Annotated in this window: 22 protein-coding genes and 1 pseudogene; 13 read left to right on the plus strand and 10 right to left on the minus strand. The window is 58.1% G+C overall.

What is annotated here, in order from left to right; all coding sequences use genetic code 11:
- The first annotated feature begins 39 nt into the window (after positions 1 to 39).
- The 9 genes from C7534_RS23975 to C7534_RS24020 all read left to right on the plus strand — a co-directional run bounded on the left by C7534_RS23975 (position 40) and on the right by C7534_RS24020 (position 8390).
- Positions 40 to 1521 carry a sensor histidine kinase gene (locus C7534_RS23975; protein WP_046032703.1) on the plus strand — a complete coding sequence of 494 codons (1482 nt, stop codon included), beginning with the start codon at positions 40 to 42 and terminating at the stop codon, positions 1519 to 1521.
- Positions 1522 to 1916: 395 nt separating this feature from the next.
- Complete coding sequence (locus C7534_RS23980) at positions 1917 to 3065, plus strand: amine dehydrogenase large subunit (RefSeq protein ID WP_109787257.1); 1149 nt, start codon at positions 1917 to 1919, stop codon at positions 3063 to 3065.
- Positions 3066 to 3078: 13 nt separating this feature from the next.
- Positions 3079 to 3618, plus strand: coding sequence for a MauE/DoxX family redox-associated membrane protein (locus tag C7534_RS23985; RefSeq protein ID WP_077431730.1), 540 nt, complete (start codon positions 3079 to 3081; stop codon positions 3616 to 3618).
- A 3-nt stretch (positions 3619 to 3621) separates the two neighbouring features.
- Entirely contained in the window at positions 3622 to 4242 is a 621-nt protein-coding gene (gene mauD, locus C7534_RS23990) for a methylamine dehydrogenase accessory protein MauD (RefSeq protein ID WP_046032700.1), read from the plus strand.
- A gap of 19 nt (positions 4243 to 4261) precedes the next feature.
- A complete protein-coding gene (locus C7534_RS23995; RefSeq protein ID WP_046032699.1) occupies positions 4262 to 4783 on the plus strand; it encodes a methylamine dehydrogenase light chain in 522 nt (173 codons plus the stop codon).
- A 248-nt stretch (positions 4784 to 5031) separates the two neighbouring features.
- Positions 5032 to 5553 carry a hypothetical protein gene (locus C7534_RS24000; RefSeq protein ID WP_046032698.1) on the plus strand — a complete coding sequence of 174 codons (522 nt, stop codon included), beginning with the start codon at positions 5032 to 5034 and terminating at the stop codon, positions 5551 to 5553.
- A 164-nt stretch (positions 5554 to 5717) separates the two neighbouring features.
- Positions 5718 to 6299: a hypothetical protein gene (locus C7534_RS24010; protein ID WP_046032697.1), complete on the plus strand. Its 582-nt coding sequence runs from the start codon at positions 5718 to 5720 to the stop codon at positions 6297 to 6299.
- Between the two features lie 70 nt (positions 6300 to 6369).
- Positions 6370 to 7053 (plus strand): class I SAM-dependent methyltransferase, encoded by a 684-nt coding sequence (locus tag C7534_RS24015; RefSeq protein WP_046032696.1) that lies wholly within the window; start codon positions 6370 to 6372, stop codon positions 7051 to 7053.
- Positions 7054 to 7112: 59 nt separating this feature from the next.
- Entirely contained in the window at positions 7113 to 8390 is a 1278-nt protein-coding gene (locus tag C7534_RS24020; RefSeq protein WP_046032695.1) for a flavohemoglobin expression-modulating QEGLA motif protein, read from the plus strand.
- 92 nt (positions 8391 to 8482) lie between these two features.
- Here the strand turns inward: C7534_RS24020 and C7534_RS24025 are convergent, their stop codons facing one another.
- Positions 8483 to 8746 carry a hypothetical protein gene (locus C7534_RS24025; protein ID WP_046032694.1) on the minus strand — a complete coding sequence of 88 codons (264 nt, stop codon included), beginning with the start codon at positions 8744 to 8746 and terminating at the stop codon, positions 8483 to 8485.
- Between the two features lie 376 nt (positions 8747 to 9122).
- Here C7534_RS24025 and C7534_RS24030 point away from each other — a divergent pair, with 376 nt between their 5' ends.
- The gene (locus C7534_RS24030; RefSeq protein ID WP_218278085.1) at positions 9123 to 10538 is read left to right on the plus strand and encodes a DUF2252 domain-containing protein; all 1416 of its coding nucleotides are present in this window, start codon (positions 9123 to 9125) and stop codon (positions 10536 to 10538) included.
- Between the two features lie 165 nt (positions 10539 to 10703).
- On the plus strand, positions 10704 to 10877 hold the full coding sequence (locus C7534_RS24035; RefSeq protein WP_077431725.1) for a DUF2986 domain-containing protein: 174 nt from the start codon (positions 10704 to 10706) through the stop codon (positions 10875 to 10877).
- Between the two features lie 126 nt (positions 10878 to 11003).
- Here the strand turns inward: C7534_RS24035 and C7534_RS24040 are convergent, their stop codons facing one another.
- The 8 genes and pseudogenes from C7534_RS24040 to C7534_RS24070 all read right to left on the minus strand — a co-directional run bounded on the left by C7534_RS24040 (position 11004) and on the right by C7534_RS24070 (position 18217).
- Entirely contained in the window at positions 11004 to 11702 is a 699-nt protein-coding gene (locus C7534_RS24040; protein WP_046032693.1) for an ion channel, read from the minus strand.
- 219 nt (positions 11703 to 11921) lie between these two features.
- Positions 11922 to 13289 carry a sensor histidine kinase gene (locus tag C7534_RS24045; RefSeq protein ID WP_109787258.1) on the minus strand — a complete coding sequence of 456 codons (1368 nt, stop codon included), beginning with the start codon at positions 13287 to 13289 and terminating at the stop codon, positions 11922 to 11924.
- Positions 13286 to 13948: a response regulator gene (locus tag C7534_RS24050; RefSeq protein ID WP_109787259.1), complete on the minus strand. Its 663-nt coding sequence runs from the start codon at positions 13946 to 13948 to the stop codon at positions 13286 to 13288. Before C7534_RS24050 ends, C7534_RS24045 begins: the two co-directional genes overlap by 4 nt.
- An 11-nt stretch (positions 13949 to 13959) precedes the next feature.
- Positions 13960 to 14604 (minus strand): tetratricopeptide repeat protein, encoded by a 645-nt coding sequence (locus C7534_RS24055; RefSeq protein WP_109787260.1) that lies wholly within the window; start codon positions 14602 to 14604, stop codon positions 13960 to 13962.
- Positions 14601 to 15410, minus strand: a complete 810-nt coding sequence (locus tag C7534_RS24060; protein ID WP_109787261.1) for an SDR family oxidoreductase — start codon at positions 15408 to 15410, stop codon at positions 14601 to 14603. Before C7534_RS24060 ends, C7534_RS24055 begins: the two co-directional genes overlap by 4 nt.
- Positions 15397 to 16071, minus strand: a complete 675-nt coding sequence (locus tag C7534_RS32710; protein WP_218278086.1) for a TenA family transcriptional regulator — start codon at positions 16069 to 16071, stop codon at positions 15397 to 15399. The genes C7534_RS24060 and C7534_RS32710 overlap by 14 nt, the downstream gene beginning before the upstream one ends.
- Positions 16072 to 16080: 9 nt before the next feature.
- Positions 16081 to 17550, minus strand: a pseudogene (locus tag C7534_RS24065) (AMP-binding protein); the annotation flags it as partial.
- Entirely contained in the window at positions 17540 to 18217 is a 678-nt protein-coding gene (locus C7534_RS24070) for a thermostable hemolysin (protein ID WP_109787263.1), read from the minus strand. The gene C7534_RS24070 and the pseudogene C7534_RS24065, both read right to left, overlap by 11 nt.
- A 187-nt stretch (positions 18218 to 18404) precedes the next feature.
- Between C7534_RS24070 and C7534_RS24075 the strand changes: the two genes are divergently transcribed.
- Positions 18405 to 18947 (plus strand): cytochrome b, encoded by a 543-nt coding sequence (locus C7534_RS24075; protein ID WP_109787264.1) that lies wholly within the window; start codon positions 18405 to 18407, stop codon positions 18945 to 18947.
- 480 nt (positions 18948 to 19427) lie between these two features.
- Positions 19428 to 22274: a PAS domain S-box protein gene (locus C7534_RS24080; protein WP_109787301.1), complete on the plus strand. Its 2847-nt coding sequence runs from the start codon at positions 19428 to 19430 to the stop codon at positions 22272 to 22274.
- 107 nt (positions 22275 to 22381) lie between these two features.
- Here the strand turns inward: C7534_RS24080 and C7534_RS24085 are convergent, their stop codons facing one another.
- Positions 22382 to 23002, minus strand: a complete 621-nt coding sequence (locus tag C7534_RS24085; protein WP_109787265.1) for a tyrosine-type recombinase/integrase — start codon at positions 23000 to 23002, stop codon at positions 22382 to 22384.
- Positions 23003 to 23080 lie beyond the last annotated feature (78 nt).

Raw genomic sequence — 23080 nt, forward strand, 5'->3', positions numbered from 1 at the left:
TCACCCGTAGTGGACCCCTCCGTCGTCAAGGGCTGCGCGATGTACCTGCCAAAACCGAATGACTTCTACACCCTCATCGAAGCCATGCCGTTGTGCATCATTCTTCACGACGCGCAGAGCAAGGAGATCCTGTGGGCCAACGCCGCGGCCCTGGCGGCGCTCGGCTTTACCCTGGAAGAACTGACGCCGCTCAAAGCCCCGGACATGACCCGCAATGAGCCCAAATACCGACGTTCGGTGGGTTTGCGCTGGCTGGAAGGCGCCGCGCGCACGGGTCAGCGCGCCATCGAGTGGTGTTATCGCTCCAAGCAAGGCGTGGAAATTCTCTCCGAGGCGGTGGCGACGCTGGTGCACCTGGAAGGTCGCGATGTACTGATGGTGCAGTTCCGCGACATCTCCAAGGAAGACCGGGTCAAGCGCGACCTCAAGCGCTTCGAAAGTCGCCTCAAGGCTTTTATGCAGGACCTGGCCGAAGGGGTGGCGGTGCTCGGGCCGGACGGTGAGATTCGTTTTATCAGCGACTCCGGTGCGCACTTGCTGCACAGCGAGGAGCCGGCGCTGATCGGTGAAAATTTCCTGACCTGGTGCGACGACGATTCGCGCCAGCGCCTGTTGCAACAGTTGGCCGGCGAGACACCCGAGCACGCGCCCTTCAGCGTCCACTACCACGTGCAGCGACGTGACGGTGAATGGCGCTGGCATGAGGCAACGTGTCGTTTTATTGAAATTGAAGATGATCTGGTCGGGCATCTGCTGCTGTTTCGCGACGTCACCGAACAGGTGCAAGCCGAAGAAGCGCGGCGGGTCAGTGAGCAAAAGCTTGAATACCTGGCGCGCTATAACGCCATGGGCGAAATGGCCGTGGCGATTGCCCATGAGTTGAGTCAACCGTTGGCGGCCACGCGCAACTTCATCGAAGGCGCGGTGATCCGTCTGGGCCATGCTGACACCACCGAGCAAGGCGTGGCCTGGGGTTTGCAGAACGCGGTGCGGCAAATCGAGCATGCGTCGGTGATCATCAAGAGCGTGCGTGAATACGTGGTCAAGCTGGAGCAATCCGAAGAGCTGATCGACCTCAATGAACTGCTACGCGATTCCCAGTATTTCATCAGCCTGCGTGCCGACCCGAGCCTGATCAAGGTCGAGATCGTCACCAGCCCTGAACCGCTGCTGATCAGTTGCGAGAAGGTGTTGATCGGACAGGTCATCCTGAATCTGGCCTTTAATGCCATTGAAGAGATGAGCGATTTACCGCCGGAACGACGCGTGCTGCGCATTCATGCCAGCGCCGACAACGAGGTTGCGTTGGTGCGCATTGAAGACTGTGGTCGCGGCATCCAGGCCCAGGCGCAAGAGAAACTCTTCGACGGGTTCTTCTCGTCCAAAGTCAGCGGCAACGGCATTGGCCTGGCGTTGTGTAAAAACATCATCGGCCGCCATCGCGGGGATATCTGGGCGCAAAACCTGGAGCCTTGCGGCGCGGTATTTACCTTCTCCCTTCCCCTCGCGAACCCCGCCTGACACCCAAATCCCACGCCGGCCTGTAGCAGCTGCCGAAGGCTGCGTCCGGCTGCGCAGCAGTCGTAAAACCAGAGCGCGCGGTGTGTCAGAAGGACCGTGTCATCAGGGTTTACGACTGCTTCGCAGCCGGACGCAGCCTTCGGCAGCTGCTACAGGTATGCCGCGTTGCAGCCTTCGGCAGCTGCTACAGGTATGCCGCGTTGCAGGCTTCGGCAGAAGCCACAGGTGCGCCGCGTTTGCAGTGCTTTTCGCCGGTTTTCCGCGACTGGCACAGACACACAAACACTTGGCAGCCACAGCAATTCCAGGGGTTTCCCGGCGAGGCAGAATCGAATTGTAAAAATCTGCCCAAGCACCCGCGATCTGCGTGAATAACAATTCAGGGAGTTCCCCTAATGCGAACCAACAGGATCAACGTACAGTCAGCGCTAGGTCTGAGCCTGCTTGTACTCGGCTTGACCAGCGCCCGTGCGGACCTGCCGGCTGACACCATCGGCCAGACCGTTTTGGCGTTTCCGCCAGAAGCTCACCGGGCGTATATCGTCGACGTCGAATTCGACAGTTTCGTGGCTGGCCGCGTCACCGTGGTCGACCCCGACAAAAAACGCATCCTCGGTATGGTGCCGACGGGCTTTGCCGCGCCTTCGACGCTCAGCCGCGACAAGAAAACCCTCTACAGCGCCGACATCTTTTACTCGCGCGGCACCCGCGGCACGCGCACCGATGTGCTGACCGCGTGGGACACGTCGACCCTGGCGCCGGCCTGGGAGCTGTTGATTCCGACCAAGCGGGCCGAATCGCTGACCCAGCGCTTTGGCTTGGGCACCAGCAGCGATGACCGCTTCGTCTACGTCTACAACTTCACGCCGTCGACGTCGGTGACCGTGGTCGACACCCAGACCAAGTCGGTCGCCGGTGAACTGGCGATTCCGGGCTGCGTGCTCAACTACCCGGTCGGCGCTCGTCGCTTCGCTTCTCTGTGCGGCGATGGCAGTTTGCAGGTGATCACGCTGAACGATCAGGGCCAGGAAACCGCGCGCAGCCGCACGCCGTTCTTCGACCCGAATGCTGAAAAGCTCATCGAGCGCGCGGTAAACGTCGGCGATACGTACTACTTCACCACCACGACCGGCACCGTTCGCCCGGTGGATTTCTCGGCCGATGCGCCAAAGATCCTGCCGTCGTGGTCGTTGACCACCGACGCGGAAAAGAAAGCCGGTTGGGCGCCAGGTGGCTGGCAGTTGATGGCCGTGGCGCCGAAGCTCGACCGTTTGTACGTGCTGATGCATGACGCGCACGAACCGATGAAGTGGGAAGACCCGAGCCCGCTGATCTGGGCGTTCGACCTCAAGACCCACAAAAAAGTGGCGACGCTGGAAGCGCCGGCGCCGGTCTGGAGCATGCAAGCCACTGGCGATGACAAGCCGCTGTTGCTGGGCGCCGACGTCGAGGGCGGTTTGCAGATTTTTGATCTGAAGACCAACAAGCTCACCGCCAGCATGCCAAAAGTCGCCAAAACCGCGACTCAGGTCATGAGCTACTAAACGAGGTTCGGCCATGCTTTTAGATCCGATCTTCATCATTGCCTGCGCCCTCACCATTGCGGTGTTGCTGGCCAGTGCCGCGACGCACAAGGTGCGCGCTCCGGCACGCTTTGCCAAACAGTTGGCGGACTACCAACTGCTGCCCGACGCGCTGGTGCGTCCCGTTGCCCGTGTGATCCCGGTGGTAGAACTGGCGATCGCGTTTGCGCTGCTGGTGCCGGTCAGCCGGCATTGGGCAGCGTTGACGGCAGCCAGCCTGATTGCGCTGTACGCCGCCGCCATTGGCATCAACCTGTGGCGCGGTCGCCGCGACATCGACTGCGGCTGTGCCGGTCCGGACCAGGCGCAACCGCTGCGCCCGGTCCTGCTGCTGCGCAACAGCGTGCTGGTGGGGTTGGCGCTGTTGGCCAGCACCCTGCCGATGGCTCGCGACCTTGGTTTTTTTGATGGCTTCGTCACCGTTGCCGCCAGCGCCGTTGCGCTGCTCCTGTACGCCGCAGCCGATGGCTTGCTGGCGAACTCCCCTCTTCTGCTCAAACTGATTGGTAGGTGATCAATGGAAGGCTTAATTGTTTCCAACGTTTTGCTCTGGATTCTGCTCGCGGCCGTGGCGTTTGCCGTCATGGGCCTGGTGCGTCAGATTGGTGTCCTGCACGGCCGCCTGGCTCCGGCCGGGGCGCTGATGATGGACAAAGGCGTGGCGGTCAACGAAGCCGCGCCGCAAGTCACCGCGTCCGACCGTAACGGTCGCCCGGTGAACTTCGGTTATGCCGGCGAAAAGAATCAGCTGCTGTTCTTCCTCTCGCCGACCTGCCCGATCTGCAAATCGCTGTTGCCGGCGATCAAGTCCATTGCCAAGGAGCAGGCTGATCGCCTGGACGTGGTGTTTATCAGTGACGGCGACATGGACGCCCAACAAAAGCTGATCCGCGAACACAAACTGGAAGACGCCACCTACGTGGTCGGGCCGGAAGTCGGCATGACCTATCAGATCGGCAAGCTCCCTTACGCCGCCCTGATCGATAAGTCCGGCACCCTGCGCGCCAAAGGCCTGGTCAATTCCCGCGAGCACCTGGACAGCCTGTTCGAAGTCGAGCACCTGAAAAAGTCCACGCTGCAGGAATACCTCAACAGCCAGCCGCACCCACACGACCACAGCCACGGCCATAGCCACTGATTAAGGCAGGGAGATTTTTATGAAACTGCTAGACCTGCTGTTCGAGCGCTCGACACGTCGAGTGGCCGACACCACCTCACGCCGCAAATTGTTGTCGCGCATGGGTTCCTTGATGGTCGCCGGTGCCGCATTGCCGCTGCTGTTGCCGCTGGACCGCACCAGCAAAGCCCTGGCCGCCGATAACCCGAAAGCCGGTGACCCGGGCGATCCGAACAGCTGCGACTACTGGCGTTACTGCTCCATCGACGGCTTTCTGTGCAGCTGCTGCGGCGGATCGGTAACGTCCTGCCCGCCGGGCACCGAAGCCTCGCAAGTGACCTGGATCGGCACCTGCCGCAACCCGGCGGACGGCAAGGACTACATCATTTCGTACAACGACTGCTGCGGTAAGCAAAGCTGCGCCCAGTGCGCCTGCACCCGTAACGACAGTGAAGAACCGGCTTATCGCCCGTTCAACAACAACGATGTGAACTGGTGCCTGGCCGCCAAATCGCACATCTACCACTGCACCGTTTCGGTCATCCGTGGCGTCGCCGTTTAACGCGCATTGCCGTCGGTTGCTCACGCAATCGACGGCTTTTTTTTGCCCAACGCAATCCCTGTAGCAGCTGGCAAAGCCTGCGTCGGCCGGTCCGCGCTCGGGCAAAGCAGTCGTAAACCCTGTGAACAAGGTCTTCCTGAAAAACCGCGTGCGCTGATTTTACGACTGCTGCGCCCGAGCGCGGACCGGCCGACGCAGGCTTCGCCAGCTGCTACATAAACGTGTGTTTTACCGTAGAGGTGCTTGTCATGCGTAAGTTGCTCTTTCTCGGTCTGGTCTGTGTCATGAGCGCCCCGCTCGCCTATGCCCGTGCCATTCCCGACCCGGCGCAGCGACATGCGCCGGGCAACGAAGCACCGCAAAAACCCATCGCCGAGGCCGGCTACGGCGTTGGCGTGAACTACCAACTGCAATGCGCTGGCTGCCACTTGGGCAACGGCATGGGCTCGGCCGCCAATGACACGCCTCGGCTCACAGGATTTGTCGGCAACTTTCTGAAGGTGCCGGGGGGCCGAGAGTTTCTGGTGCGTGTGCCGGGCATGTCGCAATCGGCGCTGAACAATGCGCAGTTGGCCGATCTGCTCAACTGGTTGATGCGCGAAGATGGCCTGGCGGGCAAAAGCACGCCAGCAAACTACCAGCCTTACAGCGCGGAGGAAGTTGCGGAGTTACGCCACAAAGCCATGCTGAACCTGCCGGGTACACGGGCAGAGTTGATCAAGGAAATGCGCGCGCAAGGGATCGCGATCGAAGATGGAATGAGCAATTGAGTCGCCCGACCGCCACCCCCCTATTGAGGCCATTTACGCCATTTTAGACGCTTTAATTGCTATCACTCATTCAGCGGCCAACCGTCTTCTAGACTCATCGAATCAGGCGGAGCCCCGCTCCATACGCCATCCCCTATGTTGATGAAAAACAAGGAAAGCTAACCTTGAAGGCTTCAACAGTGTGCCTTGCGTTCAGCGTGCTCTTTTCGGCCATGGTTTCTGCCAACGGGGTCATTCCTGTCATCGATCTCGATTTCACAAGGTCAGCTGACCAAACGCTGAAAAAACTGAACATCAACGACGCTTGCATTATTGCGGCGGCGACTCCCATGACGTTCACCTACTGCCGGGAAGGCTCGTTAACACTCTGGAAGTATCAGGCGCTGGACATGGAACAACAGCCGATCATCCACACTGGCGCCCAGCAGTCCCCAATGGCCTTAGGGCGAATCAGCGTTGTGGAAGTCGAGAGCGCTGCCTGCCTTCACGAATACCAGTCAGACCTCAAACCGGTTGTCACTCGCCGGATTGTCTTGAGCCTGATCGCTCTGTTTCTGCTGATCAGTTCGCGATACGCCTACAAGGTCATCGCCCAACGCCGCTCCCAACAGTCGGCGTATTCAGAGCCCTTCTGGCAACAATCGACCGAGTCCGAGCCCGCGCACCATGCCATTGAAAAAGCAGTGGGAGCCTTTGCCATCGCTGCGGTGCTGGCACTCGTTTATGGTTGCTGCAGCGTCATTTAACCGGCCCTGGCTCCCGCGCCACCGGCATGTGTCCTATCCTTGCATCAAACCCATCGATGCGAACAATGAAATGCCCGATCCCGAATCCACCCTCCTCCAGAGTTGGCACCACAACGCCCGCGCCTGGATCGAAGCCATTCGCAGTGGCACCCTCGCAAGCCGCGTTCAGGTCACCGACCAGGCCATGGTGCTGGCGGTTCTGGGCCGCCAGCCCGAACGCGTGCTCGACCTGGGCTGTGGCGAGGGCTGGTTGTTGCGGGCGCTGACTGAACGAGGCATCACCGCGGTCGGCGTGGATGGCGATGCGACGCTGGTGGAGGCCGCGCGGGCGGCGAGCGCTTCGCCAGTGTATTTGGCGAGCTATGCAGATCTGGTGGAGGCGAAGGTGGACGTCGGCCGCGACTACGATCTGATCTGCGCCAACTTCGCCCTGCTGCATCAGGACATCATTGCGCTGCTTGCCGCCATGAACGCACTGCTCGCCCCCGGCGGCGCGCTGGTGATCCAGACGTTGCATCCATGGAGCGTCGCGGCGGGCGACTATCAGGATGGCTGGCGCGAAGAAACCTTTGCCGGGTTCAACGGGCAATGGCAACCCATGCCGTGGTATTTGCGGACCTTGTCCAGTTGGTTCAATGCATTGGACATGGCCGGTTTTTGCCTCGCCGCGCTGCAAGAGCCGCAGCACCCGCAAAGTCCTGTGCCTCAATCGTTGCTGTTGGTGGCCGAGAAACGCAGTGACCACAATAAATGATTCCGGGACGACAACGACTAAGCTTTAGCGACTGAACCTCGCCTCTCAAGGAGACGTCCATGAGCGCCGCGCCCCTGTCCGAACTCGATGCAGCCCTGCCCTGCCTGGCGCGCAAGATCCGCGTGCTGGATGCGCTGTCCTGGCCGGATGGCGTCGAGGAAAGCTTCCTGGCGCATTGGCGCGGCGGACGGGCAAAACTGCCCACCGTCGAATTGCACCCGCGCGACCACAGCTCCGACATTGCGGCCCTGGAAGATTTTGTCAGCCGTTGCGACCTGGGACATCCGGCCGGGAATCACCTGGCCATGACCGCGCAAAGCTATGCCACGGCCGGCCGCCTGTTGGGCGCCATAGGCACTCCCGCGTTTACTCAGTATTCATCAGCGCTGTACCGGCGGCCGGATTTCTACTACCCACGCCTGAACCTGAGCATGCTCGACGCGGCCCGCTTTTTCCTCAAGACCACTGACGCCCTGCTGGGCAATGCCCGAATTCCAGCGAGCCAGGCCGACATCCCGGCCGAGGCTTTCGCCGCCTGGATGCAGCCGGAACTGGACCGGTTTTTCGGCCCGGGCCGGATCACGGTGGTGCTCGATTCGAGTCTGGCCGCCAAGGCCATCGCCGGCTCAAGCCGCATCCGCCTGCGTACCAGTGCTCTGTTTAGCGAATTGGACAAGCATCAGCTTTTGCAGCATGAGGCCTTCGTGCATGTCGCCACGGCCCAAAACGGCGCGCTCCAACCCAACCTTCGAAGCCTGGGCCTGGGAGCACCACGTACAACCCAGACTCAAGAGGGCATCGCCACGCTGGCCGAACTGTTCACCGGCAGCATGGACATCAACCGCTTGCGTCGCCTCGCCCTGCGCGTGCTCGCAGTTCAGCAAGCGCTGGATGGCGCCGATTTTATCCAGGTATTCGAAGGTTTTCTGGCGGCCGGGCAATCCCAAGAGGAGTCTTTCCGTTCCACCCAACGGATTTTTCGGGGCGCCAACCTGCAGGGCGGCTCGGCGTTTACCAAGGATGCCGCTTACTTGACCGGATTGATCGGGGTCCACACGCTGTTGCGCATTGCCATCCGCGACAACCGTCCGGAACTGGTGAGCCACTTGTTTGCGGGGCGCCTCACTCTGGGTGACACCGTGCGTCTGGCGCCACTGTTCGAATCCGGCTGGCTTCAGGGCCCCACCCATCTTCCGGCCTGGGCCAGCGACCTGCGCCTGCTCGCCGCCAACCTGGCCTTCTCGGCGTTTATCTCCCGAATCAAGCTGGATGTGCTCGATCTGGAGGTGCTCATGGCCTTTGCAGACGAGCACGAAGTCAACGCCAGCGCCCAGTGATCGCGGTAGCTACAGACCTGCTCGGCATTCAATGGCCGGCAGGATCAACCTTCTCAGCCCCCCAGCGATGCTCGGGGGCATGATCCAGATTATTAATATTTGATGTCACGCGCAGTGTCGCGCGTGTCCTGCTTGGTGTCGCGCTTGTCCTGGCGGCAATCAGGACGACTCTTTTCATCGCCAGACTTGCAGGCTTGCTTGGTTTCCCGGGCAGTGTCGCGCCCTTCCTGCTTGGTGTCGCGCGAATCCCGGCGCTGGTCAGCCTGGTCGGTCGCGTAGGCCAGCGTCGGCGCCCAGCAACTGCCCGCAGCAATGGCCAGCGTGACCAACACAGGCAAATAACGTTTGCGAATCATGATGTTCCTCCTTCCAGAGTCATCGATCCCGTTGTGCCCCAATCACTCATCGCACAGGGCGGACGGGAGCTGTTGTAGCGTGCAAACAGAAACACTCCTCACAGGGTGGAATTTAACGATAGACGACGTAGGCGGCCCTACAAGGAAGCGGGTTTCCGCTGGTCGGTGAGAGCTGGAATAACTGTCAGAAGTACCCGTTGTAACAACCACCTCATTTCTACAGGCGCCGGTTTTACCAGCTGCTACGCTTCAAACAAATAGCCTTTTAGCGCTTTCCTGGACACCGGTGCACGCGCGCTCTGTGGGCTGATGGAACAGTCGCATTACCAGATCCTGTGCCCGCGCAAGTTTGACTTCGTTGAGCAAAGGAGTGGACATGTCCCCCCGCAAAAGCAGGCCTGCCAGCAGCCTGGCAAGGCCATCGGAAAACACCGGTGACGAGTCAATCTTTCTCTCGCGCAAGGAGCGTCTGTACGCGGGTGAGCAATTACGCGAGCGTCTGCCACATGCGGTTCACTCCGTCTGGAAACCACCGAGCAAACACCGCGACCCCATAGAGCTTCTCGAAGAGTCCAACCGCTATCGACTGCCCAACCTGGTGCCACTGCGCTACGGGCGCATGTTGCGCAGTCCCTTCACCTTTTTGCGCGGTTCTGCAGGTTTGATGGCCCATGACCTGGCCACGATCCCGACCACTGGCATTGAGGTGCAGGCCTGCGGGGATTGCCACCTGATGAACTTCGGGTTGTTCGCGACACCCGAGCGCAATCTGATTTTTGACATCAACGATTTCGACGAAACACTCCCCGGCCCCTGGGAGTGGGATGTGAAACGCCTGGCGATCAGTTTTACCGTGGCCGCACGCGATAACCGACTCAGCGACAAAGACGCTCGGGCCATTGCTGCCAAATGCGTTTGTGCCTACCGCGAAGGCCTGCGCAAATTTTCGAAAATGGGCCCACTGGAGGTCTGGTATGACTGCCTGGATGCCCAAGCGATCATCGATATGGCGCCCAATGCTGAAATAAAGAAAACTCGTGAGCAGGTGGTCGCCAAGGCCAAGACGCGTCTTGGCGATTACCTTTTTCCAAAAATCAGCAGCGAAGTGGGTGGGCGTCGACGGCTGATCGATCAACCGCCCTTACTGTTCCATGTGTATGAAAAAGGCTTCAACCAGCGCGTCCGTTTGGCACTGCTGGATTATCGCTTGTCACTGCCCCATGAACGACGCGTGCTTTTCGATCGTTACCGCCTCGAGGACATTGCAGTCAAAGCGGTCGGGATCGGCAGCGTCGGCACCTATTGTTTCGTCGGCCTGTTCTTTTCCGCGGAAAACCACCCTTTGCTCCTGCAATTCAAGGAAGCCTGCCCCTCGGTACTGGCGCCCTATGCCGGCAAGAGCGAGTACGAGAACCAAGGGCAACGCGTGGTCACGGGGCAACGGTTGATGCAGTCTTCCAGCGACATTTTTCTGGGCTGGACACGCGGTAAAAACGATCGGCATTTTTTTGTACGCCAGTTACGAGACATGAAAATGTCAGCGCCCATTGAAGGCATGTCCGCCGCACGGATGAAAATGTATGCCGAGTGGTGCGGTCATACCCTGGCGCGTGCCCACGCCAAATCCGGGGATGCGGCACTGATCAGTGGTTACTTGGGCAAGTCGGACTCCTTCGACCAGGTCATCGGCAAATTTGCCATCGCCTATGCCAATCAGAATGCGAAAGATCATGCCGCGCTTATCGCTGCAGAAAAATCAGGGCGGATTAATGCACTACGAGAAGAGGAGTGATGAAGCCGATCCGTTGCGTTGTTTTACCTCGTGCGCTTGAGTTGCCGACGCGGCCAGTCCATATCGCAAGGTGTGTAACGTTATGCACTCGGTGCGCGCCACGGGAGTCTGGCCCAATACCTTAAGCTGATATCATTCAAACATTTACGAGCCGAGTTGAAAAAGATGAACCGCCAGAAAAAAATAAAGCAGTTATTGAAGGCCCACGCCAAAAAGGCCAGCGCCAAACTGGCACCACGAAACACCTCTAAATACATCAGTAAAGCGGACCGATTGAAGCTTGCGGCTGAGTCCGGTCAAGACGTCATCATTTCCTCTGAGAGCGGCTCTCAAGGCTGATATCGGCCCCTCACGGGAGCTGTAAAAGCGTTCTTTTTTACCCACCAGGGTTTGTTTGCAGCCGGTGGTGACGGGCTGAAACCGGCCATTTGCATTCGGTCGGAGGTGGCTCAGGCAAATCGAGAGTCACTTCATCTGATTCGATGGATAAAGACCGGCAAGCCGCGCAATCACAACACCAACGTAAAAGACGCCTGAAAACTCTTCGACCATCACAAGTGAGCGGGCGTGGTTAGTCAACGGGATAACATCACCGTAACCGGTGGTTGTGAGCGTCGTGAGGCTAAAATAAATCAGCTTGAAGAAAGTGCCGGGCTGTACGAAATCGAGGTGACCAGGGCCGAATGAGCCAGCGTTGGATATCTCGACCAGGGCATAAACGAAGGACCAAACGAAGGCCAGCATGATGTACCCCGCAAGCGCGCCATGCAGTTTGTCGGCTGTAATTGGCCCGCGCTTGAGAATATAGCTAAGCACTGCGCTAAACGAGACGGCAAGAGACGCCGCATAAGATATTCCGGCGAGGTTAAGAATGGCGATGCTCTCAGCCCACAAAGCGGCCCATTGAAGGCCAACCCCAAGCAATGCCAGGCCCAGTTTGAGGATGAACCCTTGCCGAGTCTGCCTGGTGGCGAAAGCACCCACGAGCAGCACGATGGAAAACAGAATGCCGAGCAACGTGCGAGCAAACGTGCCCTCCTCAAGGAAGGGAAACACAAGGATCAACCCTAGTAAGAGCAGCAATAGATAGGTGCAGGGCCCTAGCCCTATAACCATCTGAGCTAAATCCTCCTCAGGTTCGGTTTTATCTTGCGGACTTGTCATACCGGTTTCCCAGAGGCTGAAATAGCGCTCGTGTCCTGACGTTGTACCGTTGAAACAGGACCTGATTTTAGAATCTGGTTTTAGAATAGTCGGCAGTGAAACTCTAGTCGCGAATGCATAGGAGAGGATTCAGCCTGACAGACAACTCTGAGTCGTTTTCTGTCCTTCGCGACGGGCAAAAAACGGCCAAAAGCGGTCGATCAAAATACCAATGGCGAGTCATAAACGATGAATCTCTAACGTAGCGCACAACCCCGTCGGCATCCGATTCTCTAATCGAACTTGCCCCCCCAAACGATCCGCAATGGCTTGAACGATGGTCAACCCCAATCCTGCACCCTGATTGTTTCCGCGACTGTAAAAACGCTCGAAAAGCCGCTCGCGATCCTCCTCGTTGATTCCCGGCCCCTCGTCCTCTACGGACAGTTCGTAGCGATTGTCTTTTTTGTTCAACCTTACAGTGATCACTCCATGCGGCGGGGAGAAATTCGCCGCATTGGTTACCAGGTTGTTCAAGGCAATATCAATGGAAGCGGGATCAACTCTCACAGGGCTGACATCGGTGGTGACATCGAAGACCAGTTCGAGATCCTTGCTCAACAACCAGGGAGTCAACTGCACCAGGCTATCGCGAACGGTGGTTGTCAGATCAATCGGTGTAGGCGTTTGAGTTCCTGCTTGAGGTTCGATGCGGGCCATCGTAAGTAATTGGTTAACCAGCCGACTGGTACGGTCCACGCCGGCGATGAGGTGTTCAAGTGAGGCCCGACGATCATATTCACTCCCCGCCTCCATCAGATTTTGGGCATGTACTCTGAGCACGGCGAGTGGTGTGCGCATCTCGTGGGCGGCGTCAGCGATAAATCGTCGCTCACGCCCCATCACTTCCTGAATCTGAGCGAGCATTCGGTTGAGGGCTGCCTGCATGGGCTCAAGCTCAGTGGGTAGCGGTGTCAATTGCAAGGGATCGAGTGAGCCAGGATGCCTCGCTCGTAATGTAGTAGCCATATTGACCAGGGGCTTCACCCCCCATCCGATGGCCAACCAGATCAATGCGGCCAGCATCAAACTTCCCAGAACATTGGGCCACATTGTATGGCGCAGAATCCGGTCCACCAGGTCCGAACGGACATCGTCTCGTTCCCCTACCCAGATGCGCAAACCGTTTTGTTTATCTTCTAGTAGAAAGGCACGCCAGTGGCGATTGCTTAGGTCGACGACATTGCTGAAGCCTGGCGTTCTTGCCGGGGAATTGAAGGACGGCGCGCTAGCCGTGTGCACGAGCACTTCGTTCTTAAGGTTCCAGACTTGAAAGGCAATCTTCGTTTCGTAGGGATGACCGTCAACCCTTGGCTCCGCTTCGCTCAAGGCCTGATTGAAGGCCATATACAGGTCAGCATGTTCTTTGCCGGCGATGGGCATGCGCATGACCCCTTGTAGCAGACGGGCGTTCTGGGCCAATTGTGCGTCATAGATTTCGGCGATTTCGTGGTTGCTGTCGTGCAGATTGAGTAGGCTGATCACCGCCAGACCGGCCAGCATCAGGCCGATGATCAGCGTCAGGGTACGCCGCCTGATCGAGGTCATCCACGCTCCTCCACCAGATAACCGACACCACGGATGGTCCGGATCAGATCAGTGGAGAATTTCTTGCGCAAATGATGGATGTGTACTTCCAGAGTATTGCTTTCGGCTTCCTCGCTCCAGCCGTACAGCAGTTGCATCAAATGATCGCGGGTCATTACCCGTCCGGGTGGCGAAAGCAGTTCGTGGAGTAGTTGGTATTCCTTGGGCGTCAGGGCCACGGGCTCGCCCTTATAGCTGACTTGCTGATTGCCGGGATTCAAACTGATACCCGCGTGCTCGATCAACGATTGTGCGCGCCCGGCACTTCTACGCAGGAGCGCACGTATGCGGGCTTTCAATTCCGCCAGGTCAAAAGGTTTGATCAGGTAATCATCAGCCCCGGCATCCAGCCCGGCAATGCGATCTTCGGTGGCATCCCGCGCTGTAAGGATCAGCACCGGCAGATTGGAGCCACTGTCACGCAAACGCCGCAGTACTTCGAGACCATCAATGCGTGGCAGGCCAAGGTCCAGCACCGCCAGATCAAAGGTTTCACTGAGCAATGAATGCAAAGCGCTGCTGCCGTCCTGCAACCAGTCGACGGTGTAACCTTCGCGACCCAGGGCCTGATGTATGCCTTCGCCGAGGGCCACGTCATCCTCTATCAGTAATAAGCGCACACGGACTCCTGTCAACTGAGTTTCTTGTTCACGTCCACCAACAGTGCTTCGATCTCCTTACGGCGACCGGCATCGGCGGTTTCTCGTCCGGGTCTAGGCGCCGCCAGCAGTGCTTTTTGTAGCGCAGCCTTGGCTTCAACGTAACGCTTTTGACGGTAGAGGTGATCGCCCCAGAAGTACAGGCTATCGATGCCACTGGGGTTCATACGCAGGGCGAGTTCGAGTAACTGCTCGGCCTTGTCCGAGTCGCCAAAACCGATGGGCCAACCCGGTACACGGTCATACAGTGCACCGAGGCTGGTGTAGGCCGAGCCTTGCAGCGCCTTGGGGTCAATGGCCAGAGATTTTTCCAGATCAGCCTTGGCCTCCTTGACCTTGCTCAGCGCCCCCAATCCTCCCTGGGCACCGGCCCAACTGCTAGTGACGATGCCGGACCAAATCCACGCTTCAGCAACCGTTTGACGCTCTTGGGTGAAGCTTGAAGCCTGAGCAGCCAGCTTTTCAAATGCGGCGGTTCGCTGCCCCTCCGGCAATTCGTACTGAATATGCGCCCAGCTTTGCTGGATACCGTTCAGGCGTTGCTGATCGGCAGTGTCCAGCGCCCATACACTCTGGCTCAATGCACCAAATAGCAGGCAAGCGATGATGTTTTTCATGGTTTGAGATTCTCCTCGTCTGTTTTCTGGCTCAGGCGGCGGATCAGCGGCAATTGCTTACGCAGGCCCCGGTCCACCAGATGCGGCAGCAGGCTATTGAGGCGTACGAAAAAGCGCTCCGGCCATCCCAGGTACAAATCGCGACGGTCACCGGCAATGGCGTGAATCACCCCAGATGCCACGGTTTGCGGATCGTCGACGTTGGCCTTGAGCGCATCGTTCAGTGCCTGGGCTGCCGGGCTATTCATACCGGTGCGGGTGGCTCGCGGGGCAACGTAGAGCACACTGACTCGAGTATCAGCCAGCTCTCGGCGCAAGGCTTCGGAAAATCCGCGCAGCGCAAATTTGGTGGCGCAATAACTGGCGTACCCGGCGTAGCCAATGGAGCCGTAGGTAGAACCGACGTTAACTACCATGGCGCTGTCGGCCTGCTTGAGCAGGGGCAACAGCATTTTTGTCAGGCAGATCGGCGCGCTGATGTTCACTGCCAGCATTGCGTTGATCTCACTGTCATCCAGTTGTTCGAGCATGGCGAAATGGTTCACCCCGGCGGCATTGATCAGCAGGTTAATGCCTCCCATGTTTTCGGCCTCTGCCAGCACCTCGCGGCGCTCGGCGAGGACGGTCAGGTCGGCACCCACCCAACACAGGTTTTTCGGGTAGCGTTTGAGCAACGGCGCCAACGGTTCCCGATGCCGAGCCACTGCCAACACTTGGGCACCACTGACGCACAGGGCCGTGGCGATTGCCAGGCCGATGCCGCCACTGGCACCGGTCAATACAACGCGAGCCTCAGACAGGCGCATGCAGGTTCTCCCCGTCACGCGGTAGGCCGCGGAACATATCGGCGTAAAGCCGGTACACCACTTTGGACGCGTGAATAACGGCGGCTTGATCGTCCGGGTCTTCCAGTTTGTTCATCAGTCGACGGTAGGTTTGCATGTGCTCGATATCCAGTGAACCGTGGGAACTCAGGTAGCTGAAGGCACTTTCCGGCAGGTCAAGGCGCTCGCGAATACTGCTGGCGGCGTGGGTGGCCAGGGCGATGCTGGTGCCTTCGAGCACGTTGACCATGCCGAACAGCCCCACTGGGTTGTGCCTAGCGATCAGGTCGTAGAGGTAGCTGACCATCAACTCAATCGGCAAGGACGGGCGCCCGTCGCGTACAGCGACTTTGTCCCCCCCGCAGGCCTGGATGTCATTGAGTACCCACTGTTCGTGGCCGTATTCGTCTTCGATGTATTCGCATACCGCCTCACGCAACCACTCCAGGCGCGATGGCAGACGCGCTCCGCAGGCCATCATCAACGGTACGGTATGGCGCACGTGGTAATAGGCTTGTGTCAGAAACGCCCGGTAGCTTTCCAGGCTGACGTTGCCTTCCAGCGCCTCACGGATGATCGGCAGGTTGAACAACTCGATGCGTTCTTGTTGAGTGGCATCTTGCAGGGTGTCGAAGAAGCTCATGGCGCTGTGTTCCTCTGAAAACGCGGATTCGGTCAGTTGTGCCCGGTAGCGTTCGACGATGCTGTCGCGGCGCGGCCGGCCGTTGGCGGTCAGCAAGCCATTGGCCTGGGTAAAGGGCTGCTCCAGGCGAGTCCAGCGATGCACTTGGGCGTAATCGGGAAGGTTCTCGTTGGCCTGGGCCACGGCAGCGGCCAGTTGCTCGTCCGGGCAGTCCGGGCGGTGCGGCCAGAGCAGCGCATGGTTGTGAGGCATGGCTTCGCCGTAGACGAAGGCCTGTGCGATGTGACTGCGCTGAGTCAGTTCCGCCTCAACCCACTCGGGATTCACATTGCGCCCGAAGCTGGTGACAAACTGATGCTTCTTGCGTCCCTTCAGGTAGAGAAACCCCTGCCGGTCGAATTCGCCGAGATCACCACTGCACCACCACTCATCGGTGTGAGGCGCGTCCCCCAGATAGCCCAACAGCATCGCCCCCTTGATGAGCACTTCGCCGTCGTCAGCCAGGCGAATATCCACATGTGGCAGAGGCTGACCGACACTGCCGGGACGGTGTGCCTGCGGGCGATTGAGGCATACCACCGATGCACATTCCGAAAGTCCGTAACCTTCGAAGACCGGTATGCCCACGCGTTCAGCGCGCTCCAACAATTCCTTGGCAACCCGGGCGCCACCCACAGCGGCAAAACGCAAATGCTGTGGATCGAAGGCCTTCTGTTCGGCAGCACTGACCAGCATCAGCAGCAACTGTGGCACCAGGATCAGGCTCTCGGGGGCACGGGTGGCCAGACATCCCAGCAATCGCTGCACATCTGCTCCACTGGCGCCTTGCATACCCAGGGCTTTCTGGCTGGGCAGACTCAAGGTCGCGCCAGCGTACAGCGCGGCATAGCAACCGATGTTCTCCAGCAGAATGGCCAGCGGCAGCAAGGCCAGGTGATGCCACGGATTGGTGGGTTTACTTGCCTGATCCAGTTCCCGGGCCACTCGCAGGATACTTTCGGCACTCAGGCATACGCCTTTTGGCGTGCCCGTGGTGCCGGACGTGAAGGTTAGCTTGGTGGTGCCTTTGGGCATTCGTTTCGAATCGCCGAAATGGCGGCACCAGAATTCGCCGGTTTTCTCATATCCGACCGCGCGCAATTCCGATTCCAGTTCTGGCGCGGCGATCACCCGTTCAGCCTGGCTTTGCTCCAAGCAATGGCTGCGTTGCGCGGGGCTGAAGAACGGTGGTAGCGCTACGCATGTCAGTCCTTCAAACAGCGTAGCCAAATCCCAGAGCATGGCTTCGACGCCATTGTCCAGAGCCAGAGCGACCACCATAACGTGTTCATCGCGCAAGCGCTGCTGGCGATAAATGACTTCGGCATACAGCGTGGCGTAGTCCAGCTTCTGCTGATCGTCCCATAACGCGGTGACATTGGTTTTACGCTCTGCATGGTTACGCAGGATCTGTTTGAACCGTTCCATTTCAGGCGACATGGCAGGCCCCCTCAATGGACGTTGGCAAACCCAGGCGACCAAATAGCCCGATGTTGCGTAAGTGAATGAATCCCGCGCGGATGTTGCCAACATGAACCCAGGGCTTGCTTTCGTAGTAGCTACCCCAGGCATGGCGATCCTCACCCAGGCGCGCTGGGTCGGCAGCGCAAAGCGTCACAGGCTTCAAACCCAGGCGATGAAAGCTGTTCACCAGCCCCAGGTTCCCGGTAAAGGCCACCCATTCCAGTCCGCCCATAGCCAGCAGGTAGGTGATGGTAATGATGCTCAAGCGTGCACTGCCGGTGTCGCTTGCCGCAAGATTGCCTACCTCGACGATGGCTGCGCGGTCTACGGTCTGATCCGCGGCAGCACTGATCAGCGGGTCAATCGCCTCGTCCAGGTAACCCTCCAGAAACAGCGGTTCGCCGTTTGCCAGGCGTACGCCAGCCACCGCACTCAGCGCGCCGGAAGCATCGCTCATGCCAAATAGTTCCGGCATGAAATGGCGGATGTCGGCACCGTGGGCCTTGCGGAAGCGTTGCTGGATAAAGGTTTCGAAGACGGACCGCTGAGGATCGCCAGGCAACGCCCTGGCGAGATTCATCTGCGGTGTTTCGGCTTGGCCGAAGTGCAGCGGCAGCTGAATGTTCCAGTTGAAATTGGACATTTGAAAACGCCTCCCGGTCAATTGGGGAGAAGTATCAAATGCATTTCTTAACGAAGTCTGAAGGTGACATCGGCTCGGATAAAGCAGTCTTCAGATTGCCTTAAGGCTTGGCCGGCAGGGTGGCGGCCAGTACAAAGCTGCTTGACTCAGTCAGCGGCTAACCACCAAGACCTGGATGAGGCCCGCAATGACACACAATAAATCCACACAGCATTATGGAAAGCTGTCGATCACGTTGCACTGGCTGATGCTGGCGCTGTTTGTCGGCGTCTACGCCTGTATCGAAATCAAGGGATTGTTACCGCGTGGCGGCCATTTGAGGAGTTTATTTCTCGGCCTTCACGGCGTGTTCGGGTTAAGCATATTTGCGCTCGTGTGGGTCCGCTTGTTAGGACGCTTGACCCCTCGTCCTCCGATCACTCCAGCCCTGCCCGCCTGGCAAACCGGGATATCCCATTTGATGCACCTGGCGCTGTATGTGCTGATGATCGCTACTCCTTTGTTGGGCTGGCTAATGCTGGCTGCCGGGGGCAAACCAATGCCCTACTTCGGTTTTTTCCTGCCGGCGCCCGTGGCGCACGATCCTGACCTTGCCAGGCAATTCAAGGATTGGCACGAGTTGCTCGGCACCGCCGGTTATTGGCTGATAGGCCTGCATGCGGCGGCAGGGTTGTTTCATCATTACTACGTGGGCGACAACACCTTAATCCGGATGTTGCCAAGGCGTTGATGGCTCTTGCGGCGAGATACAAGCGTCGAGCATCCCCCTTTGCGCTCCCCTTGACAATGAGATGAAACTTGCTGCACCCCGGCTTTGTCGTAGGTAAGCACTGATCAATCACATCAGGCGGTAGCAGGCGAATTTTCATGCCACCCCAAGCGGGTTGTGAGCTAGGGTTTTTAACGCTTCTGATTTGATTGTGAAGAACGACTTGCAAATCCGACTACAAAAACCAGCGGTTTATGAGTGGGGTAAATTGTGAAACATCTTACCCGTGATGAGCTTCAGCTAGAGGTCGCACGCCTGCGCCTGGCGCTTGAGAGTGCCGGGATCGAGCCGCAGGAAGCCGGTGCTGACCAAGATGGGCTAGCTACACAACATCGTCCAGATACGGTTCAAGATGACCAGATCATCGAGCGAGCCTCCCCCTCTGCCGCAATCGCTACCCGCCATGCAAGTACTGGAGTGGAGTTTACGCCGTCTCAAGAAATGGTGGCGCTACTGGAGGCTAGTCGAGCAGCGCTGGCTGGCAGTGAGAGGCGCCAGCGTGCAATCTTCGACTGTGCGATAGATTTCGCAATGATCGTAACCGACCCGCTAGGGATCATAACGGAGTGGAACTCAGGCGCCACTCATGTGATGGGTTGGACCGAAGATGAAATACGCGGCCATAGCATCGCGATTTTTTTTACTGCCCTGGACCGTGAAAGCGGCCGGGTGGAAAAGGAAATGCAACAAGCCCTAATGGAAGGGCGAGCTTCAGATGAACGCTGGCACCTGCGCAAGGACGGCCAGTTGTTCTGGGCTTCGGGCGAAATGATGCCACTGTACGGCAACGATGAGGCCCATCTTGGGTTTGTAAAAATCCTGCGCGACCGCACCAGTGAGCACATGGCGAATCTCGCTATCGCAGAGTCTCAAGAGCGCTACCGTTTGGCCCTCAAAGCCACAAGTGATGCGGTCTGGGACTGGGATCTGAAATCTGACCAAGTCATTTGGAACGAGGCGCTGCAACAGGCTTATGGCTATCCAATAGCGACCGTCGATACGACCGGCAATTGGCGGGTTACCCAGATTCACCCGGAGGACCAGGCTCGCGTGGATGCCTCGATCCGCGCAGCCATTGATGGACACGGCACGACCTGGAGCGAAGAGTACCGCTTCAGACGCATGGACGGTTTATACGCCGAGGTGCTTGACCGAGGACACGTAATCCGAAATACCAATGGCCAAGCCGTGCGCATGATCGGCGCGATGCTCGACCTAACTCGCTCGCGCAGCGCCGAAACAGCTCTGCGCAAAACCGAGGAGCGCTTCAGCACAATACTGGAAACAATTGAAGCTGCGTTCGCTATCGTTCAAGTCAAATTCGATGCCGACGACCGCCCTGTCGACTATCGTTTTGTCGAAGCCAACCCCGCCTTCGAGCATCAGGCCGGCGTCAACTTACGCGGCAAATGGGTCACCGAGTTTGCTCCGGACCTAGAGAGCTTTTGGTTCGAGACGTACGGGCACGTAGCAAAGACCGGGGAACCCGCGAACTTCGAGAGTTATGCCAACACGTTTGAACGTTGGTTCGACGTCCGGGCGGTTCGTGTTGGTGACCCCGCTGATCGGCAGATTGCGATCTTATTCAATGACGTCACCGAAAGACGTGACGCGCAGGAGCGTCTAAAAGTCAGCGAGGCTGTCGCACGCGAAAACATTGAACGCGTTCAACTGGCGCTCGCAGCGGGTGCCATTATCGGTACGTGGCACTGGGATCTGCCGACGGACCGTTGCACCGTAGACGAAGCCTTTGCGAGGGCTTTCGACCTTGATCCAGCCTTGGGGCGCGATGGTTTAAACCTCGAACAAATCGTGAAAAATGTGCATCCCGACGACAGAAGTTCACTGGCGGTTGCCATGAATGATGCCATTACTCGGGGAGGCGTTTACTCGCACCAATACCGTGTCCGCCGCGCTGACGGCAAATATTACTGGGTTGAAGCGAACGGGCGAGTCGACTGTGCCGAAGACGGCACCCCGTTGCGCTTTCCCGGCGTGCTCATTGATGTTGAAGCGCGGCGCACTGTTGAAGAAGAGCGAGACCGAGCTACAGCGGCATTACGCGCGCTCAACGAAACGCTGGAACAGCGTGTTTTTGAAAGGACTGCCGAGCTTATGCAGGCCGAAGAAAAGCTGCGGCAATCTCAGAAGATGGAAGCGGTTGGACAACTGACCGGTGGACTAGCGCATGACTTCAACAACCTATTAGCAGGAATCTCAGGGGCTTTAGAGTTGATGGGCACCAGGATCGCCCAAGGCCGCTTTACGGAAGTTGATAAGTACATCATGACCGCGCAAGGCGCCGCTAAACGCGCGGCGGCCCTCACTCATCGTCTTCTGGCGTTCTCCAGGCGACAGACACTCGATCCTCGCCCGACAGATGTAAATGCTCTGATGGAGGGAATGGCCGAGCTGATTCAGCGTACTGTCGGTCCCAGTATTTTGGTCACGACTGAAGGTGCGACTGAGCTTTGGCCGGCGCTGGTTGACGCAAGTCAGCTTGAGAACTCACTCCTTAATCTATGCCTTAACGCCCGCGACGCCATGCCAGATGGCGGGCGCATTACAATCGAAACGGCTAATCTGCTGATTGAGCATAAAGCTGCCCGAACGCTAGATATGTCCGAAGGGGAGTATCTTTCACTCAGCGTCACTGACACTGGTACCGGAATGACGCCCGATGTCATAGCAAAAGCCTTCGATCCGTTCTTCACTACTAAGCCCCTCGGTCAAGGCACAGGTCTCGGGCTTTCGATGATATATGGGTTCGCCAAACAATCCGGCGGCCAAGTGCGAGTCTTTTCACAGGTTGGTCAGGGAACAACCTTGTGCATTTATCTACCTCGTTACTGCGGGAATGCGGTGCGAAACCATGCTGACACAGAAAATGCGGTAGTTAAGTTCACAAATGCTGGCGAGACAATCTTGGTTGTGGACGATGAGCCATCCGTCCGCGTACTCCTGACGGAAGTTCTCGGCGAACTTGGCTATACCCTCATAGAGGCCGCCGACAGCATTTCCGGACTCCAAATACTACGCTCAGATGTGCCAATCGACTTGCTCATCACGGATGTCGGATTGCCTGGGGGAATGAATGGACGGCAGATGGCAGATGCGGGTAGAGAAGTTAGGCCTAACTTAAAGACCTTGTTCATTACGGGTTATGCAGAAAATGCCGTTTTCGGCAGCAGCCAACTTGAGCCAGGGATGAAGGTGCTGACGAAACCATTCGTGGTAGACACGCTTGTTTCACGTGTCCGGGAGTTGATGTCTGAGAAATCCGAATGACTCAAAGTGCAGCCACAGTATTGAATCGCCCCTAGTGTCGTAAACGACTTGATCGGCCGCTTTGGGTCGGATAGCGACGGTCTGGGGTAGACCGTCGCAATGTATGGTCAGACTTCTGTCTGCTCTGCCATTTCCAGGGCATCATCGACCTCGATGCCCAAGTACCTGACGGTGCTTTCAAGCTTCGTATGCCCCAGCAGGAGTTGAACTGCTCTCAGATTCTTTGTCCTGCGATAGATCAACGATGCCTTGGTTCGCCGTAGCGTGTGAGTACCGTACATGGTTGGGTCGAGGCCAATGGCGGTCACCCACGCTTTGACTATTCGAGCGTACTGTCTGGTGGAGAGATGGTCTGAGTCGTGCAAACGGCTCGGGAACAAGAAGTCCTCGCTGTGGAGGTGGGCTTGATGCATCCAAGCCTCCAGAGCCGTTCGGGTTTGCTCAGTGATTTCAAATTGCACTGGGTGGTGGGTTTTCTGCTGCATCACGATGGCTCGTGACGACACATGTTCCCCATGGGCTATGTCTCGGACTCGCAGCTTGGTTAAGTCACAGGCACGCAATTTGCTGTTGATAGCCAAGTTGAAGAGCGCCAGATCCCGTGTCTTCTCAGCAAGCTGAAGTCTTACGCGGATAGCCCAGATATCTCTGACTCGGAGCGGCGCCTTTTGCCCGACGAGCTTTCCCTTGTTCCAAGGCTGATGGCGATGTGTAGCAATTGAGTTCATGGCTTGTCCTCCAGGTTGAGGGAGGACAAGGGTGGCTCAGTCACGGTGCGTCGTGGTCGCTATTCGACCCATAGATGT

The sequence above is a fragment of the Pseudomonas sp. OV226 genome, from assembly GCF_003148705.1.
Lineage (GTDB): Bacteria > Pseudomonadota > Gammaproteobacteria > Pseudomonadales > Pseudomonadaceae > Aquipseudomonas.

What these genes read in the sequence shown, in the direction of transcription:
- C7534_RS24045 (WP_109787258.1), bottom strand. Translation starts at nt 13,289, where the DNA reads ATGACCTCGATCAGGCGGCGTACCCTGACGCTGATCATCGGCCTGATG.
- C7534_RS24020 (WP_046032695.1), top strand. Translation starts at nt 7,113, where the DNA reads ATGAGCGCCGCGCCCCTGTCCGAACTCGATGCAGCCCTGCCCTGCCTG.
- C7534_RS23985 (WP_077431730.1), top strand. Translation starts at nt 3,079, where the DNA reads ATGCTTTTAGATCCGATCTTCATCATTGCCTGCGCCCTCACCATTGCG.
- C7534_RS24055 (WP_109787260.1), bottom strand. Translation starts at nt 14,604, where the DNA reads ATGAAAAACATCATCGCTTGCCTGCTATTTGGTGCATTGAGCCAGAGT.
- mauD (WP_046032700.1), top strand. Translation starts at nt 3,622, where the DNA reads ATGGAAGGCTTAATTGTTTCCAACGTTTTGCTCTGGATTCTGCTCGCG.
- C7534_RS32710 (WP_218278086.1), bottom strand. Translation starts at nt 16,071, where the DNA reads ATGAGCTTCTTCGACACCCTGCAAGATGCCACTCAACAAGAACGCATC.
- C7534_RS24000 (WP_046032698.1), top strand. Translation starts at nt 5,032, where the DNA reads ATGCGTAAGTTGCTCTTTCTCGGTCTGGTCTGTGTCATGAGCGCCCCG.
- C7534_RS24060 (WP_109787261.1), bottom strand. Translation starts at nt 15,410, where the DNA reads ATGCGCCTGTCTGAGGCTCGCGTTGTATTGACCGGTGCCAGTGGCGGC.
- C7534_RS23980 (WP_109787257.1), top strand. Translation starts at nt 1,917, where the DNA reads ATGCGAACCAACAGGATCAACGTACAGTCAGCGCTAGGTCTGAGCCTG.
- C7534_RS24075 (WP_109787264.1), top strand. Translation starts at nt 18,405, where the DNA reads ATGACACACAATAAATCCACACAGCATTATGGAAAGCTGTCGATCACG.
- C7534_RS23975 (WP_046032703.1), top strand. Translation starts at nt 40, where the DNA reads ATGTACCTGCCAAAACCGAATGACTTCTACACCCTCATCGAAGCCATG.
- C7534_RS24025 (WP_046032694.1), bottom strand. Translation starts at nt 8,746, where the DNA reads ATGATTCGCAAACGTTATTTGCCTGTGTTGGTCACGCTGGCCATTGCT.
- C7534_RS24070 (WP_109787263.1), bottom strand. Translation starts at nt 18,217, where the DNA reads ATGTCCAATTTCAACTGGAACATTCAGCTGCCGCTGCACTTCGGCCAA.
- C7534_RS24015 (WP_046032696.1), top strand. Translation starts at nt 6,370, where the DNA reads ATGCCCGATCCCGAATCCACCCTCCTCCAGAGTTGGCACCACAACGCC.
- C7534_RS24085 (WP_109787265.1), bottom strand. Translation starts at nt 23,002, where the DNA reads ATGAACTCAATTGCTACACATCGCCATCAGCCTTGGAACAAGGGAAAG.
- C7534_RS24040 (WP_046032693.1), bottom strand. Translation starts at nt 11,702, where the DNA reads ATGACAAGTCCGCAAGATAAAACCGAACCTGAGGAGGATTTAGCTCAG.
- C7534_RS24030 (WP_218278085.1), top strand. Translation starts at nt 9,123, where the DNA reads ATGTCCCCCCGCAAAAGCAGGCCTGCCAGCAGCCTGGCAAGGCCATCG.
- C7534_RS23995 (WP_046032699.1), top strand. Translation starts at nt 4,262, where the DNA reads ATGAAACTGCTAGACCTGCTGTTCGAGCGCTCGACACGTCGAGTGGCC.
- C7534_RS24080 (WP_109787301.1), top strand. Translation starts at nt 19,428, where the DNA reads ATGGTGGCGCTACTGGAGGCTAGTCGAGCAGCGCTGGCTGGCAGTGAG.
- C7534_RS24035 (WP_077431725.1), top strand. Translation starts at nt 10,704, where the DNA reads ATGAACCGCCAGAAAAAAATAAAGCAGTTATTGAAGGCCCACGCCAAA.